14 protein-coding genes and 1 other annotated feature are annotated in these 18397 nt (G+C 44.5%); all 14 genes read right to left on the bottom strand.

All coding sequences use genetic code 11. From position 1 onward, the window contains the following. Positions 1-180: 180 nt before the first annotated feature. Entirely contained in the window at positions 181-2640 is a 2460-nt protein-coding gene (locus DESOR_RS24230; RefSeq protein ID WP_042332720.1) for a DNA internalization-related competence protein ComEC/Rec2, read from the bottom strand. Next, positions 2640-3248, bottom strand: a complete 609-nt coding sequence (locus DESOR_RS24235) for a ComEA family DNA-binding protein (RefSeq protein ID WP_014187233.1) — start codon at positions 3246-3248, stop codon at positions 2640-2642. Before DESOR_RS24235 ends, DESOR_RS24230 begins: the two co-directional genes overlap by 1 nt. A 227-nt stretch (positions 3249-3475) precedes the next feature. Beyond that, the gene (locus tag DESOR_RS24240; protein ID WP_014187234.1) at positions 3476-4798 is read right to left on the bottom strand and encodes a PhoH family protein; all 1323 of its coding nucleotides are present in this window, start codon (positions 4796-4798) and stop codon (positions 3476-3478) included. A 314-nt stretch (positions 4799-5112) separates the two neighbouring features. Further along, positions 5113-7242, bottom strand: coding sequence for a cell wall-binding repeat-containing protein (locus tag DESOR_RS24245; RefSeq protein WP_014187235.1), 2130 nt, complete (start codon positions 7240-7242; stop codon positions 5113-5115). Between the two features lie 238 nt (positions 7243-7480). Next, entirely contained in the window at positions 7481-9976 is a 2496-nt protein-coding gene (gene leuS / locus DESOR_RS24250) for a leucine--tRNA ligase (RefSeq protein WP_014187236.1), read from the bottom strand. Between the two features lie 55 nt (positions 9977-10031). Then, positions 10032-10227: a binding site (T-box leader), on the bottom strand. A gap of 28 nt (positions 10228-10255) precedes the next feature. Next, the gene (rsfS, locus tag DESOR_RS24255; protein WP_014187237.1) at positions 10256-10615 is read right to left on the bottom strand and encodes a ribosome silencing factor; all 360 of its coding nucleotides are present in this window, start codon (positions 10613-10615) and stop codon (positions 10256-10258) included. Continuing rightward, positions 10590-11186: a bis(5'-nucleosyl)-tetraphosphatase (symmetrical) YqeK gene (gene yqeK / locus DESOR_RS24260; protein WP_014187238.1), complete on the bottom strand. Its 597-nt coding sequence runs from the start codon at positions 11184-11186 to the stop codon at positions 10590-10592. Before yqeK ends, rsfS begins: the two co-directional genes overlap by 26 nt. Before the next feature lie 155 nt (positions 11187-11341). Next, positions 11342-11593 (bottom strand): RNA-binding regulator, encoded by a 252-nt coding sequence (locus tag DESOR_RS24265; RefSeq protein WP_014187239.1) that lies wholly within the window; start codon positions 11591-11593, stop codon positions 11342-11344. Between the two features lie 102 nt (positions 11594-11695). Beyond that, a complete protein-coding gene (gene nadD, locus DESOR_RS24270) occupies positions 11696-12343 on the bottom strand; it encodes a nicotinate-nucleotide adenylyltransferase (RefSeq protein ID WP_014187240.1) in 648 nt (215 codons plus the stop codon). Positions 12344-12377: 34 nt separating this feature from the next. After that, complete coding sequence (locus DESOR_RS24275; RefSeq protein ID WP_014187241.1) at positions 12378-13934, bottom strand: ABC-F family ATP-binding cassette domain-containing protein; 1557 nt, start codon at positions 13932-13934, stop codon at positions 12378-12380. A 74-nt stretch (positions 13935-14008) separates the two neighbouring features. Continuing rightward, entirely contained in the window at positions 14009-14164 is a 156-nt protein-coding gene (locus tag DESOR_RS29845; RefSeq protein ID WP_014187242.1) for a hypothetical protein, read from the bottom strand. Positions 14165-14182: 18 nt separating this feature from the next. Next, complete coding sequence (locus DESOR_RS24280; RefSeq protein ID WP_014187243.1) at positions 14183-16129, bottom strand: ABC-F family ATP-binding cassette domain-containing protein; 1947 nt, start codon at positions 16127-16129, stop codon at positions 14183-14185. An 85-nt stretch (positions 16130-16214) separates the two neighbouring features. Further along, positions 16215-16424 (bottom strand): hypothetical protein, encoded by a 210-nt coding sequence (locus DESOR_RS24285; protein ID WP_042331617.1) that lies wholly within the window; start codon positions 16422-16424, stop codon positions 16215-16217. A gap of 563 nt (positions 16425-16987) precedes the next feature. Beyond that, a complete protein-coding gene (locus DESOR_RS24295; protein ID WP_014187244.1) occupies positions 16988-18292 on the bottom strand; it encodes an L-cysteine desulfidase family protein in 1305 nt (434 codons plus the stop codon). Positions 18293-18397 lie beyond the last annotated feature (105 nt).

Consider the following 18397-nt stretch of genomic DNA (forward strand, 5'->3'; position numbering starts at 1 on the left):
TCACCTCTGCTCCTATTTTAATGGGTCTTGGTTAAATAGTGCAAATAAAAAAAGCCCTCCACGGTAGTGGAGGAGCAAAAGAAAGAGGAGGAGAAAAGAGATGTTCCTTGATATTGTTACCCATGATTTCCTTTTTATACATTAAATTCTAACATGTAATAAAAATTTTCTTTTTGCTGCTCAGCGGCCAGTAATCATCTCTATCCCGTGTGAGTCTAACAAAAACCGTATCGTTCCCTGATTATCTGTCCTTAATATCGGAACATGCCTCTCTTCCCAATAGTCCAATACATCATTGGAAGGATGCCCAAAGGAATTCTTGCCCACTGAGATCATCACAGCCTGAGGTTCCATACCGTCCAGCCAAGGAGTGTACATTGAAAATCGACTCCCATGATGCGGAACTTTAAAGATATCCGTATCGATGTTTACCCCGGCCTCGAAAATCTCTTCCATTTCTTCTTGCTCCATGTCTCCGGTCAGTGTAACACTTTGCCCTAAATAATTGACTTTAAGGACTAAAGAATTGTTATTAGGATCGGAACGAGTCCCTTCCAGAGCTCGACTTGGACCTAAAACATCCAACCATACTTCAGATTCTAACTCAACTCGATCACCGGCCTTAAGCATCCATAGTATTTCAGACTGTCGGGGTAATCCCTGGGGAAGACCTTGCAGCCATTCGTCATTTTCTAAACGTTCGCCGACATCGGGAACTCCGATCCTATCTGTGGGAATCGTTTTCAACACTGCCCGTACCCCGCCAATATGATCCGCATCTTCATGGGTGATTAGCATTGCCTCTAAATGTCGAGTACCCCTATTCAACAGATAAGGAAGAACAATTCGTTCACCTGCATCAAAGGTTTCACTTCGCGGGCCGGCATCGATTAAAACCGCATGCTTTTTAGGGGTTAGAATTAATATTGCGTCTCCCTGTCCCACATCAATCATGACGACTTCTAAATAGTTTCTGCCATTCCATGGACTCCACAACAGTAATAACATCAGCAATATCCCGGCCCAAGAAGCTAAATCCCACTCTTTTCCTATGGGTTTAAAAGACAAATTAACCAGCCATCGCCTGAGTACCTTACAATATTCTCCAGGGCAGTACTCGTCTAACTTTGAGGCTAAAACACTTAGATTTCGGCGGTAGCAGATCCACTTTACCTTTAGAGTAAAAAGAGCCCGTTCTTTCCCCCACAGGATAATTCCGATTCCTCCGTACCAAATCAGCCAAAATAAGGGGCCCGGGTTTAAAACCCAAACATCAGCATACGGTAATTCTGCCAACATTTTTAAAATAGCATTCGTTCCTTGTAATAACCATAAACTCACTTGGAATAAAGGAGTTGAGAAAACCGCAGAAAACGAAAGTACAACTCCGACTAACCCTACCTCCAAGACGCTGCCTAAGATAAAGAGAACAAAAATGTTAGCGATCATGCCAATGAATGATAAACGGTGAAACGAAGCAACCAGGATGGGGAGAGTGGCCCATTGGGCCGCCAACGTTGCCGCAGCAGGCACACGAATCAAGGAAGGTAAGCAGGAGATTATCTTCATCCTGACTGTTATAGGAGACAAGACTAAGATTCCCCATGCAGCTGCAAAAGAGAGCTGAAAACCAAGATCTTGTATAACCAGCGGATTGTAAATAAAAAGTCCTAAGGCCGCTAAAAACAACCATCTTAACGTTGCCGTCTTTCCTCGCCCCAAACGGCCAAGTAATAAAGCTATCCCTAAAATCGTTGCCCTCACAATGGGAGAGTTTCCTCCACAAAGGTCCGCATAAAGAATCAGAGCCGAAATTGTTACCACAGTCCTGACTTTCTCAGGAAGAAAGCTTAATAACAGCCAGGATAGCCCCAGCACAAAAGCCACATTTGAGCCGGAGGCAGCAAAGACATGCAGCACCCCTGTTATTTTATAGGTTTCTTGAATAGTATCAGGAATTTGCGTGGAGTCTCCAAACAAAATCCCCTCAAGGACTCCCGTCTCTTCAGAATCCCAAATCAGAAGGCAATTTCGAACCGACTGACGAATTTTCCAGGAGAGACGAGGCTCTCCGGCAGAAAGAAGCTGAACATCTCCTTGTGCATACATAGTCCCCCTTAATCCTCTGACTCCGTAGTACAGACGTTGATCAAACCCACCTGGGGTTCCCAAAATCTTAGGTCTCTCCAAGTGAGCTTGGAAGCTTAATTGATCACCGGGCTGAACTCGCTTCCACTCACTTGAAATTTCTCCCCGCTGATCCGGATAAACTGATAAGCGATAGAACTGCCCCTTTAGTTCTCCTTCCTCAATTCGTATAATACCGACAGCCTTATCCTCGTAAATGTTCCAGTCTTGCAAACAGCCAACAACTTCTGTCCTATCCAAAATAAGGGGCTCCGGCAAAGCACCCTCTGCTAGGGCCCCATAGATAAACCCCATTACGAGACTAAACGCTAAAATTGGAATTTCAGGACGAAACAACTTGCCAAAAAAATCCCGCGGACGCCACAATAAAAGACGCAGCCCTAACAAACCAAGAAGCCCTAACATCCAAAAACATCCCTGTGAAGGAATATAGGCTCCAATCAACCCTCCCGTCAGAAGTGCTGATGCCCGTCTAATCCAAGGATCCCTCATCATGGTCCAACCGTCACTTGGGAAGCCATTTTTTCAAAAGTTTTTGGGCCGATACCTGAGACATTTTGGATATCTTCCGGCTTGGCAAAAGGCCCGTTTTCTATCCTATATTGAATAATCCGCTCTGCTAAGGCCGGACCTACTCCAGATAGTTTGTCCAGTTCCGCCGCTCCGGCCGTATTAATATTGATCTTCCCTTCAGTGGTTATAGAACTACCAACTGGTATTGAACTTGATTTAACCCCTTGACCGGCGCTTTCGGTCCCCATCGAGCTTTCGTTTACAGAATCTGCAGGAACCTGTAAGGCTTTACGAGGAACATTTATCTTCTGTCCATCCTTGAGTTTTTGTGCAGGATTCATACTATCTATATCAGCTTCCGCCAGCAGTTGAACTTGCTTAAGTGCATCATCTAAGCGAGCATCAGGGGCTAAATGAACAAGTCCCGATTTTTTCACAGCGCCTGTAACATAAACGACAATCTCCCGATTGGCATCCGTTTTTTGAAGATAGGCAGAGGATTGATGAGGAAGAATAAACTTCCAAATCGCCAAGACCAACAGCCCCCCCAGTACAACCCACCACGCATAGCGAAGCTTTCGTTCCATCAACCCTTGCCTCCCGCCAGGAAAATATTTTCCATATTTACGTTTAATTTCCCTTAATCTCTCCCATTTCCTTCCACGAAAATTAATTTATCCTGTCGCAGTATGTATTTCAGACAGCAAAAGGGGAGAAAGCATTTCAACTTCCTCCCCCATCCCCAAAGCAAAGAGCTTGAACGGTAGTTTGCTCTGCGAACGTAAGCACTGAGCGCTGTGTGATACAAGTCCCACTATAGCAACACCGCCGCTCGGGTCGCAAGCTCACTTCGCTCCCCACGAATCAGCCTTACCTGACCATAAAAGGACTGCCCGGTTAAGCGTGAAGCTAAATAGGCCAGTCCATTGCTTTCTTTATCTAAATAAGGATGATCAATTTGATCAGGGTCTCCACAGAGAACAATCTTTGTTCCCTCACCGGCACGAGTGATAATCGTCTTTACTTCGTGAGCTGAAAGATTCTGGGCTTCATCAATAATAATAAATTGATTCGGAATACTTCGTCCCCGAATATAGGTGAGCACTTCAATTTCCAGCTGCCTTTTTTTAATGAGAAGATCAATGGCACTCTCAACCAGCTCGCTGCCTTTTTCACGCTCTTTTTCACGCCTGGAACGCAGTAAAAATTCCAGGTTATCATAAATTGGCTGCATATACGGCCGAACTTTCTGGTCCTTTTCTCCGGGAAGAAAGCCAATATCCTTTCCAAAGGGAACAATTGGGCGAGCGCACAACATTCTCACATAGAGCTCAGCATGAACCGTTTGTTCCAACCCACTGGCCAAGGCCAGCAAAGTCTTGCCAGTACCTGCGGGACCCATTAGATTAACTAATTTTATCTCCGGGTTATTAAGCATCTCTAAAGCCCACGATTGCTCAGTGTTTTTTGGTCTTATATCCCAGGGCGAGAAACCTTTTCCCATCTGATAGACAAGCCTTTCTCCATCGCTGGAAGAAAGAAGGGGCAAAATACTATTATCACTTAAAACTGCTTTTACACAACGATTAGGCGGCAGAGGCAACTTTAGTGGAATGTATTTCGTTCGGTAAAGCAGTTGAACCTCCTCATCATCCAAGGGTAAGATTAATACCTCCTCGTTTATAGAAGGCAATATCACTTTGTCATTATTATAGTCATCCGTTAAAATTCCCAAGGCATCTGCTTTGACACGCATAGCAATGTCTTTAGTAACTAATACAACGGAACGTTCTTCTTCGCGGGTTAAACTCAAGGAAACCGCCAAGATCCGGTTGTCTGCCAGGGACATGTCCGAATTTAAAGGTAAGATTTCAGTGGAATAATGGTTTAACTCAATTCGAACTTTACCCCCATTGGGTAACCGTACACCTTGGGACAATTGCCCACTTTCCCGTAAATGATCCAGATAACGAATAGCCTCTCGGGCAGCTCGCCCGATATTATCTAATAGGCGCTTCTTGCTTTCTATTTCCTCCAGAACCACATAAGGAATTATAACCTCATTTTCTTGAAATTGAGATACAGCATTAGGGTCATGCAGTAAAACGCTTGAATCCAGTACATATACTTTTTGCAACTGTTACACCCCTTTTCAAGCTATGCTTATATATTATATTCCAATTTTTTCAACATTCTCTTAATTATCGTTTTCTAAAAATCTTAACTACTTTATACTTATTTCTCACCTCTAACAACCATTCTTAAAACCGACCTGAGACATTTTGATGATTCAATCCCGTTAGTAAAATTTATTTAAAAAATCATAACATAGTTGTGTAAAGCCAAGCTTATGAATTGTGTTAAGGAAAGGTTAAGCAAGGCTTTAACATCAGAAAACGGTTCCTCCTCACCCCAGGGCAAAGAAGAACCGCCATTGTTCACAACTGATTTTTAATTACTAAAGATACTTTGAGCTTGTTCGACAAGGGTATCAGGGACAGCAGCTTCTCCCCCCAGGGCCCTTATCATTGGATGACTGCCTGAATCTCTCAGAGTTTTGAGGTAGGCTTCAGTAGCCGGAGGCAGCGTCGAAAGTGAAGGGTTAATTAACAAAATAGGGTCACCATTTTTTGCTGCCAAAGCGCTTCCTGCAATCCCGTCACTATAGTTAAATCCATTGGCTAGATAAATTGTCCCAGGATTGGTTGAAAGTTCGCTAAGTACTGCTCCGGCTGTATCAAAACGGGTATTTCCGGCAAGGCGTTTAACCTCAGCCGACGGAGCCAGTTCTTGGATCTGAGCTTCCACAGATTGAGACACAGCAGCTGTCCCCCCGACTATATAAACAGCAGCAGGTTTACTGCTCAATAAATAAGTCTTTGTTCTTTCAGGAAGTTCATTATGTGACACTAAAAGGATTGGATATTGTTTTGCTACAAGGCTTACGGCACTTAGTGCATCAGGGAAGCTTTCGCCCGAAACCACTACCACAGGAGTTCCCGGTTCAATATTTGCCTTATCAACTACAGCCATTGCTGTTTCATAGCGATCAACTCCGCTCAATCGATCGACATTACCATATCCGTCTTTGCTGAGTTCCGCTTCAAATGCCGGGCTAATAATCCCCGTCCCGCCGATAATAATGAACTTGGTATCAGGATTGGCATGCATAGCAATATAATCAAAGGCTTCTTGTGAGTCTTCTACCGTCGCTCCTACCAGGAGAACCGGAGCGTTATCTTGTTTGGATAAAATGCTTGAGGATAACGCATCTGCGAAGTTTAGACCCGACACTAAGATAATCGTATCACACTGACCGCCGTTATACTCTTCAGCAATCCTGCGGGCAGTCATGTAACTATCCTGACCAGCCAGGCGCTCGGGACGGCTTGCTTGTATCATGGAATTCATTAAGTCCATATAATCAAAAGAGTTAGTATCATTAACTTCCGGGATTTGAATGTCTATGGGCTTGTTGATATTCGAAGTTACTGTGCTGAAGTCGATCTTCAAATTCAAGGTACCTGACGGTCCGGACTCAGCGATACTCTCTTCGTCCATCCCCGGGGCAGCCATTATCTTACTGATTTGGGCTAAGTCTACTTTGAGATCAATAGTACCGCTTTCCTTAACAACATACCCATTGGCAATAGCGTATTGCAGCTCTATGCCCTGATCACCCAAAAGAGTTACATCCTTTAATTGGTCCATTACAGTGTTGAAACTATCAAGAAACTCATCCTTGTTTTCTTCAAATTCTGCGAAGGCTTCATCAAATTCACTTAAGCCGATTCCTTGAGAAGAACTTTGATTCATTCCCAGAATAGAATGCATAAATGTCTTAACAAACGTCATCGCCTCTTTGTCCTGGGCAAAATTATTAACGGTATAGCGAATGAGTTCTTTCAATTCAGCATCATTAAGCTTAACCTCGTAGATTTTAGCCAATTTCCGGCCATCATTGGTTTCGACGTATTGGCTCCCTTTGGAAACCACCTTAACATCCGGGTTAAAGCGCTTAGCATAGCTGGTTAAAAAATCGATTTGTTGAGATTGCAGGCTGCTGAGACCGGCAAGATTTGAGAAGTTAAAACTACTAGGATTGGCAGATCCCATATTAAAGGGATTTAAGACCATGTATTCCTTTTTGGCAAATTGTGAAGGCAACGATGCCGCTGCCACTTGTGGGAGCTTAACAACTTCTTTTAGTTTGGGCGTGTCTCCGCTAAAATCCGAATCCACCCATACCGGCATATTAATGGTCATGCCTTGCATGCTCAGGTTCATCTCAACCTGTGCCTTAGCAACTGTTTTCTCTTGATTCATGGTGGTTTTGGAGTCAAAATCCAGTTGAGCGTTATTTAAAAACGATGAAGCCATATCCACTTGCTGCTGGACAGCAGAATCAAACCCCGCTCCACTTAAGTTAAAGGTCAGCGTCGTTTGCTGCTCCAATGACGTCACATCCTGCATTTTCATGGCAGCATCAAAAATAACCTGCTGATTTTGGCTGCACCCCGTTAAGACAAGCAATAAACTCAGCAACGCCCCAATCCAAGGTGCTCTTTTCTTTAAGCCCATGAGTTAACCTCCCTATAACATAATAATTGATTTATTATGTGTATTTCTACACAAGAAGACTAATCCCTCTTTTATGAAAAAAATTCTATAAGCATAGATAGGGAATTATTTTAAAACCCGACTAATGCCTGAAAGCTATCTTTGTATTTGTCAAGAAAATTAAAGCATGTCCCAGAAACGACAACGTTGTCTTTTCCGGGACATGCTCTGGAAGCTGTCTAATAATGACAGGTTCCCATTACTTAACAACGATATTAACCAACTTACCGGGAACAGTAATGACCTTTACCACGGTTTTACCCTGGGTAAATTCTTCTACTTTAGGCTGAGCAAGGGCAAGCTTTTCAAGTTCATCTGCTGAGATGTCAGCCGCAGCCTGAATTCTATCCCGTACTTTTCCATTCACTTGAAGAATAATGGTAACTTCATCTTGGACAAGAGCTGCTTCATCAACACTTGGCCAAGGCTGAAGATGAATGCTGTCAGTATGACCTAATTCCCTCCAAAGTTCCTCGGTAATATGCGGCGCAATGGGGGCCAAAAGCGTCAGAATCCCTTCCAAGGCTTCCCGCCCAACTTCCGGGTCAGCATTTGGACGTTCCTTATAAAGATATAAGGCATTAACCCATTCCATAATCGTACTAATGGCCGTATTAAAATTATATCGTTTGCCAATGTCTATGGTTACTTTTTGGATTGCAGAATGAGTGTGACGGCGCATCTCTTTCCCTTCTGCATCAAGCTTCACCCAGCGATCTGAGCTAGCTTTAGAGGAGGATGGATCTGCTTTTAAGAGGGGCTCAAATTGAGCAACTAAGCGCCAAACGCGGTTGAGGAAACGATAACAGCCTTCAACCCCTTGGTCGCTCCATTCCAAATCTCTCTCAGGGGGAGCAGCAAAGAGAATAAACAGCCGAGCAGTATCCGCCCCATATTTCCCTATAATTGCCCCTGGGCTAACTACATTTCCTTTGGATTTAGACATTTTAGATCCATTCATACAAACCATGCCTTGGGTAAGCAAGTTTTGGAAAGGCTCCTCCGCATCCAGATACCCAAAATCCTTCAAAGCTTTGGTAAAGAAGCGTGCATAGAGCAAATGAAGAATGGCATGTTCCACTCCGCCTACATACTGATCCACATTCATCCAGTAGTTAACATTTTCTTTAGAGAACGCCTCTTGAGTATTCTGGGGATCTGTGTAGCGCAAGAAATACCAGGAAGAACAAGCGAAGGTATCCATAGTATCCGTTTCACGGCGAGCAGCTCCACCGCACTTAGGACAGGTTGTTTCGATAAAGGAAGAAGAGGTAGCCAGAGGATTTTCCCCAGATTTAAAAACTACATCCGGAGGAAGCAGCACAGGCAATTGTTCTTCCGGAACAGGTACGGTTCCACAGGAATCGCAATAAACCATGGGAATGGGGGCACCCCAATACCGCTGTCTGGAAATTAGCCAGTCACGCAAGCGGAAGTTAACCTTTCGCTGCCCCATACCCATTCGCTCTGCTTCGTCAGCCATACGTTCCAAGGCCTCCTGGCTGCTAAGCCCATCGAAAGCACCGGAATTCACCATAAAACCTTCCTCAGTATAAGCAGCTTTGAGGGGCAACTCTTTTTCTTCTGGAGAACTGCCCTCAGGCAAGATTACAGTTTTGATTTCTAAACCGTATTTCGCAGCAAATTCAAAATCCCTCTCATCATGTGCAGGTACCCCCATAACTGCACCTGTACCGTATTCCAGCAAAACATAGTTTGCAATCCAAATCGGCACTTCCTTGCCGCTTAGGGGATTCAGACAATAGGCACCAATGAACATCCCTTCCTTTTCTGCATCCGTGGATGTCCGGGCTATTTCGTTAAGTCCGTTCATTTTCTCAATAAATGCTAAGACATCCGCCTCATATCCGGTTCCTTTTACCAGTTTCAGAACCAGAGGATGTTCCGGAGCCAACACCACATAGCTGACCCCAAAGACGGTATCAATCCGAGTCGTATACACTAAAATCTTTTCCGGACGCTCTTCCAGAGCAAAGTTTACCTCCACTCCTTCAGAACGGCCAATCCAGTTACGCTGCATGGTTTTGACTTTTTCCGGCCAACCAGGCAGCTTATCTAAATCTTCAAGGAGAACATCGGCATAATCCGTAATCCGGAAAAACCATTGTTCCAGGCTTTTCTTAGTAACTAATGTATCGCAGCGCTCACAGCCTCCATCCACGACCTGCTCATTAGCCAGCACTGTTGCACAGGAGGGACACCAATTAACTGCTGCCTTCTTCTTATATACTAAACCATGCTTATAAAACTCCAGGAACAACCACTGGGTCCATTTATAATAGCTGGGATGACAAGTTGCCACTTCTCTGTCCCAATCATAGGAAATTCCCATCTCCTGAAGCTGACGCCGCATATTAGCGATATTCTTCCAGGTCCAATCTGCCGGAGGGGTTTGATGTTTAATCGCAGCATTCTCCGCAGGCAGCCCAAAGGAATCCCAACCAATAGGATGAAGAACATTATGACCGGTCATTCGTTTATAACGTGCAATAACGTCAGCGATGGAGTAGTTACGCACATGCCCCATATGTAAATCCCCCGAAGGATATGGAAACATTGCCAAGGCATAATACTTTGGCTTTGAGGAATTCTCCTCAGTTTTATAGGCCTTATTGTCCAGCCATTCTTTCTGCCACTTTGATTCAATCTTAGGAAATGAATACTTCTCTTGCATTATTAAAACCTTCCCCCTTAGAAATATTAAAAACATACTAAAAATCTCTCGTCCCGAAAGGGACGAGAGACCTCACTCCCGTGGTACCACCCAAATTGATTCTCAAATGATTTTAACGGCTCACACCGGTGTTCATTGTAACCTGAACACAGCTCCCGGGTGAGTTCCTGAAGTCCTCAACAACGGCTTGCACCCTCCGCCGCCTCTCTAAAAGAAAGTTCTCCAGTACTACTCCCATTCTCAGCCTTTATGTTTTTTAGTTCTCAACTTATTCCCAGATTAATGTTTCATTGCTTCCAAGGCAACAACTTCCGCATCTTTCCAAAGACGCTCAAGCTGATAAAATTCACGTTGGTCCGGAGTCATAATATGAATCACCAAGTCACCGCCACAATCCATCAATACCCATTTAGCCTCGGGCAACCCTTCTAAATGAATAATCGGTATTCCCATTTCCGGCAGTTTTTCTTCCAAGTGATCCGTGATTGCTTTAACCTGAGTGGCAGTATTTCCAGTCACAATAAAACAATAATCTGTGACTACAGAGATACCTTTTAAACTCAACAGCGTGATATCTCCACCTTTTTTGTCCTCGATATACCCAACCACTTGATTAAGCATTTTGTGATCTAATTCCAATATTTTGCCTCCTTTGTAAATCATCAAACGTCAATTGGGTTAGAGGATGAATTGGACGTTTGCTTTGTTCCAAATATTTTAAAGTGTGTTTAACACATACTAACGTACCCTTTTCTAAGTTATCATACAAGGATTGACGTAAAAAGTCCACTTCTGGAAAATCACGGTCCGGTTCTGTCAAATCGGCACTATAAATAAGCATTTCTAAAGGACCCATTCCCGGCCTACCCAAAGTATGATTGGCCACGGCCGCCACAATCTCCGCGTCATCTAAACCATAATAATGTTCCAACCAATAAGCCGCCACAGGACCATGCAAAACATAAGGGCTCTGTTCATCTTCAGGATACTTGAGCAAATTCCATCGACGCGCATACCTTAGCTGACTATTTAAAGGGATTTCTTTTGCTAAATCGTGCACTAACCCTGCACAACGAGCCTTCAGCGGATCCAATCCATGCCGGCGAGCCAAAACCTCAGCCCAGTCGGCTACGCCCAAAGTATGCCTAAGGCGTTCCTCTGAAAGTACGCGAGTAGCTAGATCCCTCAGCACTTCAACTTGTAATGTCACGTTCTCCCGCTCCTCTTTTTTCTTTCACATTCTCTTTAATAATCTATTTTATCAAGCAATCCTCTTTTATGTCAAAACAAGTTATTAATTAAGTTGTTTAATAAAAAGGGAGACCCCCTACAAGCTTGTCAGAGGCCTCCCTTTCAGTCGCAGGATTACATTTGTTTTGGTCTAGCTTCGTTTACCGTTAAAGGCCTTCCACCAAAATCTTTGCCATTTAACTCCTCGGCCATACGTGCCGCATCCGCATCCTCAACCTCAATAAATCCAAACCCCCTGGAGCGGCCAGTTTCACGATCGGTAATAATCCGACTGCTTTCTACTTGACCATACGCACTGAAGAATTCGCCGAGTTCTTCTGCAGTCGTATTCCACGGAAGATTTCCGACATAAAGTGTTGTTGCCATGCTCACTGTCACCTCTTGTCATGTATTAAATCAACTGATCGTTTTTAGTATGGTCAAATCCAGCTATAGTATGCGAATAAAAAAAGGATTTCCATGATCAAATTATTTGTTAACATACAACTTCATCTCTTCAAGATAAAGACGAACAGCTTCTGGCAAAAGGTAACGGATAGGTTCTCCGCATTGAACCCTTGATCGTATGTCCGTCGACGAAATCGCCAACGCCGGCACCTCTAGATAATGAATCTTCTCTTGCGTATCCGGGTGCTCTTCTTGAACTTTCAGAAAAAAATCCCGCGCATCGAATCCCGGACGAGCTGCGCCGATAAATTGAATCAATCTTAAGATTTCTTCCGCTTCACGCCAGGAAAAGATCTCCAAAAGAGCATCGGACCCGGTAATAAAATAAAGTTCGTGCTCCGGATAAGTACGGTGCAGAATACGCAAAGTGTCAACGGTATAAGATGGCCCTTCCCTCTCGATTTCCAGGGATGAGATTTCAAAAAACTCATTATCCTCAATGGCACGTCTAACCATCTCATAGCGCATCGGGCCAGCCGAAATGTCCTTTCTGTGTTTATGAGGAGGTGTTCCCGTTGGAATAAACAGCACTTTACTTAATTTGAACTTCGCACGAGCCATCTCAGCCGCAACCAAATGCCCATAATGGATGGGGTCAAAGGTTCCTCCCATTATGCCTAAACGCGGTTTTTCTCTCTTCTGCAGAGCCAACCGTTCCAAGTCAGTCATAGAGTAATTCTCCTAACGGATTAAAAATAAGGTATTAGATGATCTTTGTTGTCCACTCCTCCAGATTCCAAACATCCGTTACCCAGTCTTGATAAAAATCCGGTTCGTGGGAAACCACAATCACAGTACCCTTATATTCCATAATCGCTCTCTTAAGCTCAGCCTTAGCATCTACATCCAGATGATTGGTAGGTTCGTCCAGAACCAGCCAATTCACTTCCTTCAGCATGAGCTTACACAAGCGAACTTTGGCATTTTCGCCTCCGCTTAAAACCATCATTTTACTGGAGATGTGTTCGCTGGTTAATCCACACCGGGCTAAGGCTCCCCGCACTTCAGAATTAGAAAGTCCCGGGAACTCATCCCACACTTCTTCAAGGGCTGTTTTAGTGTTTTTACGGCTTGACTCTTGTTCAAAATACCCAGGATAAAGATAGTCTCCCAGCTCAACTTCCCCTGAAACCGGCGGAATATACCCTAGCAATGTTTTTAACAACGTGGATTTGCCCAAACCGTTAACACCGCGAATGGCGACCTTCTGTCCCCGTTCCAAACTTAAATTTAAGGGACGAGTTAATGGTTCATCATAACCCAAAACAATATCCTTAGCCTCAAAGATCAGCTTCCCCGGGGTTCGAGCTTCTTGAAATTTAAACTTTGGCTGAATCTTCTCTCTTGGCCGTTCAATTAAATCCATTTTATCCAATTGCTTCTGACGACTCTTGGCACGTCCCGTAGTGGAAATCCTCGCCTTGTTCCGGGCAATAAAATCTTCGAGGCGATCGACTTCTTTTTGCTGCTTATCATAAGCTTTTTGTTCCTGAATCTTTTTGGTTTCCAAAAGAGCCATAAATTGCTCGTAGTTGCCTGTATAGCGTGTCAGTTCCGCATTTTCCACATGATAAATAACGTTAATCACGCTGTTTAAAAAGGGAACATCATGGGAAACAAGAATGAAAGCATTTTCATACTGGATCAGATAGCGTTTGAGCCACTCAATATGCTCTGCATCCAAAAAGTTAGTCGGCTCGTCTAAAATCAGAATTGTGGGGTTCTGAAGCAATAGCTTGGTAAGCAGGACTTTGGTTCTCTGTCCTCCGCTCAAATCTGTAACATCTTTATCGAGGCCGATTTCTCCAAGTCCAAGACCATTAGCAACTTCTTCTATCTTTGTATCAATCATATAGAAACCATTGTGTTCGAGAATCGTTTGAATCTCTCCTACCTCTTCCATGAGTTTATCCATTTCACTCTCTGAAGCATTACCCATGCGGTCATAGCTTGCCAACATCTCTGCTTCCAAATCATACATTCCCTGAAACGCCTCTTTAAGCACGTCCCGAATAGTCTTTCCCTTCTCCAAAACAGAATGCTGATCTAAATAACCCACGGTCACTCGATTCGACCATTCTACTTTACCTTTATCAGGCATAAGTTTCCCAGTAATAATATCTAAAAAGGTGGATTTTCCCTCTCCGTTCGCTCCCACTAAGCCAACGTGCTCCCCTTTTAATAAACGAAAAGTTACCTCTTCAAAGATTTTCCGCCCGCCAAATCCATGGCTGACATTTTCAACATTTAAAACACTCATAAAGTTAAACTTCTCTCCTCATAACTGTCAAGCAGCGAGTTCCGAGTCTTATACCCTTCATTGCCTGACACCGCTTACTTATCAAACATACCGCCGACTTTGCGCCGTTTAATACCTTTTCTCTTTTCTCCTATTTTTTGAGCAGGCTTTATGGGGCCTCCTTGCTGAGAACTTTTCATTTTTTTCTCCTCAACGATCTTTTTCATCTGCGCCAAGGTCTTCTCATCCATCGATTATTTCCTCCAGTATTACCTCTTACTTGCCGTGATTTTTTCATCAAGCTCGGTTAAATAGGTCCATCGTTCCATTAATTCCTCAAGTCTCTGTTCAAGGGTTTGCTGAAGAGCTGCCAGCTCTGTTAGCTTTCCATAATCACTGCCTGCCTCATTCATATCTTGAGTATTTTTCTCTATGGCTTGTTCCATTTCCTCAATCTGTCCCTCAATTTGCGCAAATTCTTGCTGCTCCTTAAAGGTCATTTTAAGAGGACGGTCTTTCTTCCTCTCAGATTCTTCTTGATCCGGCTTAGCATCTTTGTTTTGAATGGTCTTTGCCAGAGCAGCCAGCTTAGCTGCCTGTTCAGCTTCTTGCTCGGAGGCATAGACCTGTTCTCGATAGTCTGAATAGTTTCCAGCATAGGAACGTATACGCCCGTTTCCTTCAAACGCAAAGATTTTATCTGTAACTCGATCCAAAAAGTACCGGTCATGGGAAACAGCAATAACCGCTCCTGGAAAATCATCCAGATAATTTTCCAAAATCGTTAGAGTTTGAATATCCAAATCATTGGTGGGCTCGTCTAAGAGAAGCACATTAGGTGCCCCCATCAAAATCCGCAAAAGGTTCAGCCTGCGTTTTTCTCCGCCGGAAAGTTTGCCAATCTGCGTCCACTGAACCTCCGGCAGAAATAAGAAGCGCTCCAACATTTGCGAAGCTGTTAAAAATCCTCCATCCGCCATAGGAATCACTTCTGCGATCCCTTTAATATCATCAATAACGCGGATGTCCGGGTCGAAATACGTGGTTTCCTGAGAAAAATATCCCATTTTGACCGTGGAACCAAGTTCTATAGTTCCGAAGTCGGGGGTGAGGCTGCCCGCAATCAAGTTCAGCAAAGTTGACTTGCCGCTGCCGTTAGGTCCAATAATTCCGATGCGATCATTCCTTAATAAAATATAACTAAAATCCTTAATAACCACCCCGCGCTGAGGAAACTCTTTGCGCAGATTTCTACATTCAAGAATTTTCTTCCCTAAGCGAGTGGCTCCTATAGGCATTTCAATCTGGTCTGAGCGCTGTAATGGCTTCTCTGCCTGCAGCTTTTCGAAACGCTCGATCCTGGCTTTTTGCTTAGTCGAGCGGGCTTGAGCCCCCCTGCGCATCCAGGCTAATTCATTGCGTAAGAGATTTTGACGTTTTCGCTCAGATGCATCCTCTTGTTCCTCTCTCTCTGCCTTCAATTCCAGAAAACGGCTGTAATTCCCTGGATAAGGATAAAGTTTTCCCCGATCCAGCTCCAATACCCGACCTACCACACGATCAAGAAAATAGCGATCATGAGTGATCATAACCAGTGCACCTTTGCGTTTATTTAAATACTGTTCCAACCAGTCCACCGTTTCGTTGTCAATATGGTTGGTCGGTTCATCAAGAAGCAGAATATCAGTAGGATTAATTAGGGCACTCGCTAAGGCAACTCGCTTTCTTTGTCCTCCGGAAAGGTTACCAACCGGAGTTTCAAATTTTGAGATTCCCAGCTTAGTTAAAATGGTTTTAGCTTCATTTTCCAGCTGCCAGGCATCCAGTTCGTCCATCTGCTGCCCTAAGTCAATTAAGCGCTGTTGGAGAGCAGAGCTATCGGGAGTCTCATTCAGACTCTCTAAGGCTAATTCATATTCCCGCAGCAGTTTCATAACCGGAGAATTCCCCTTAAAGACCTGCTGTAAAACTGTCGCCTGATCTTCAAAATCTGGGTTCTGCGGGAGATAATCCATCCGAAGGCTATTTCCCATAGTAACTTTCCCCGAATCAGGCCACTCATTACCCGCCAATATTTTAAGCAATGTCGACTTCCCAGTCCCATTAACACCGATAATCCCAATCTTTTCGCCTTCATCAATGCCAAAGGAAATGTCCGCGAAAAGGACTTTTTCTCCATAACTTTTGGTAATATTTTCAACTGTCAAAACGTTCATGTTGACCCTCTTTTCTTTCGCAAAAGCTGTACAACGCCTTATTATATCATAGTCCTGATGGTGTTGCTTTAGAAAGTTGGGAGCGTCATTCATGCCGATGTAGCAGCACCCACATATTTTGAAAAAGAGTCTCCCCGGGTCGGGCAGCTTCGCCACATCCGCTCATCCAGCATTCCGAGGCTCGCCCACTCGCGGCTGCGGGAGCTCCACCAAACCACCGGGTAGTACCTGAAGTGAACCAGGTTCCGCATTCCCCGCAGCCGCTTTGTGGGCTTTTATCGCCTCTCCATGCCATGGATTCGCTCCTGTGGACGAATCTGCCCTTACTTTCGGGTCTGGGGATATTTTTCATGCGTGGGTCTTTTTCAGAGTAGCCACCCATGCCGCTGGGCAGCACCAGCAGATGATGAAAAATTCCTAAAGATTCCGCGAAATCTAACCCGAGCCCCCCAAAGTTCAGCTTCTGCTCCCAATAAACTGCAGGAGGAGCGCTTGTCTGCTAAGCGGATGCGTCAGTGGAGCCGCGCTAAGGCGAGTGCCGACGGTTCGCGTCCCCGTAGCGCGCCGCAGGTTCACATGCAGAAATTCCCAGAGGTTCGGACGCGCTCGCGAACCGTCCAGCGAGGCAGCGGCGGAACTCGCAGACGCGTGCAGACAAGCGCTCCGCCCCAGAGCCAGACATAAGAACCGACCCACTGTCCCAGGAAGCTTTTTTCAGAGTAGTAGCCCTCCATGCCGCTGCCGCAGCACCATCAGAGGATGACATATATACAAAAAAGCCCCCTATTTGCAGCCGCAATTAAGGGACTTTTCCAACTATTGTTTAAGCTCCCAACGATTGTCTTACGAACTGTTTTATTACCCCACCTTCTTTTGAACCATAATATCCAGAATTATGTGATCCACTTCAGCACTGCCCTGCTTTGCAAGCCTGCCCAGATTTTCCAGAGTTTCTTCGGCATTGCTCTCGATAATCCCGTCTGTGGACTGAATGGTTTTACCCTGGACAGCCATGAGCGCTGACTGGACAGCTGCACTGGTACAAGTGGATAACTTCAAAGCACACCCGACTTTGGCCCCGTCACAGAACATTCCTGTTGTATTGCCCTGCATATTTTGGATCGCAGACTTAATTTCCCGGATTCCTCCTCCTAATAAGTATGCAATTCCGCAGCTGGCTCCCGTGCCGGAAGCCGTTGCTCCACACAAAGCAGAAAGCCGTCCAATCTTCAGCTTAATATAAATGGCGATAAGATTGCTTAAGGTCACCGCTCTGATAAGCTGCTCCTTTGACACCTGTAATTTCTCCCCCACGGCGACAACGGGCAAGGTTGCCGATATGCCTTGGTTTCCGCTTCCGGAGTTGCTCATAACAGGCATGGTACAGCCCGACATCCTGGCATCTGAGGCACCCGCTGTTAAGGCCATGGCATAAGTGATCAGATCATCTGCAAGCATGCCGTTGCTGACACTGTCTTTAATGGTTTTTCCCACTTCCAGACCATAGGAGTTTCTTAACCCTTCTAAACCAACGCTTGTATTTAATTCAATGGTTTGATTAATAATTGAAAGATCACTGATCTGCACATGCTGAACAAATTCCCAAATAGAATCCAGGGTGATAAACTCATCCTCATGGTCTTGCTTATTCCCCTCTGACCAGTCCGCCTCAAGCTCATGGTCAGGCAATTCGTTAAGTACTACTTTCCCGTCGGCTTCAACAAAAACAACTCGTGTATGTTCATCAGCAACAATCACTTTGGCGCAGGAGTGAGGGGTGGCAACGCTGACCTCAATATATAGTTTTTTAGCGGTTTTCGCTATTCCTACTGTGACAACGCCTCCTTCAACCATGGCCTTAGCCTTTTCCACATCCAAAGGAGTCAGTCCCGTCAGAACTTCAAGACCTTTTGTATCATCTCCTGCCAGCACACCTAAGGCAGCTGCTAAATCAACACCGCAGCCTTGTGCTCCCGGTATCATAACGGCCATAGCATTTTTCAAGACATTGGTACTGGCTAAAACTGTAATTGAAGTTACGTTTTCTTCTTTAACATTCTTTTTGGCCAAAGCAGCTGCAAAGGCTATTGCTATCGGTTCAGTACATCCCAGCGTCACCACAAGTTCTTTTTCTAACCTCTCTAAAAACTTCTCGTAATTCATATTCTGCTATCTCCTTACTTCTGCTTACCTGACTAATTATTATCTATTTTCGTACTTTGCAGAGCCCATTTCAAGAGATAGGCAAAAAAAATTGACTGTTCTAAA

The organism is Desulfosporosinus orientis DSM 765 (assembly GCF_000235605.1).
Classification (GTDB): Bacteria; Bacillota; Desulfitobacteriia; order Desulfitobacteriales; family Desulfitobacteriaceae; genus Desulfosporosinus; species Desulfosporosinus orientis.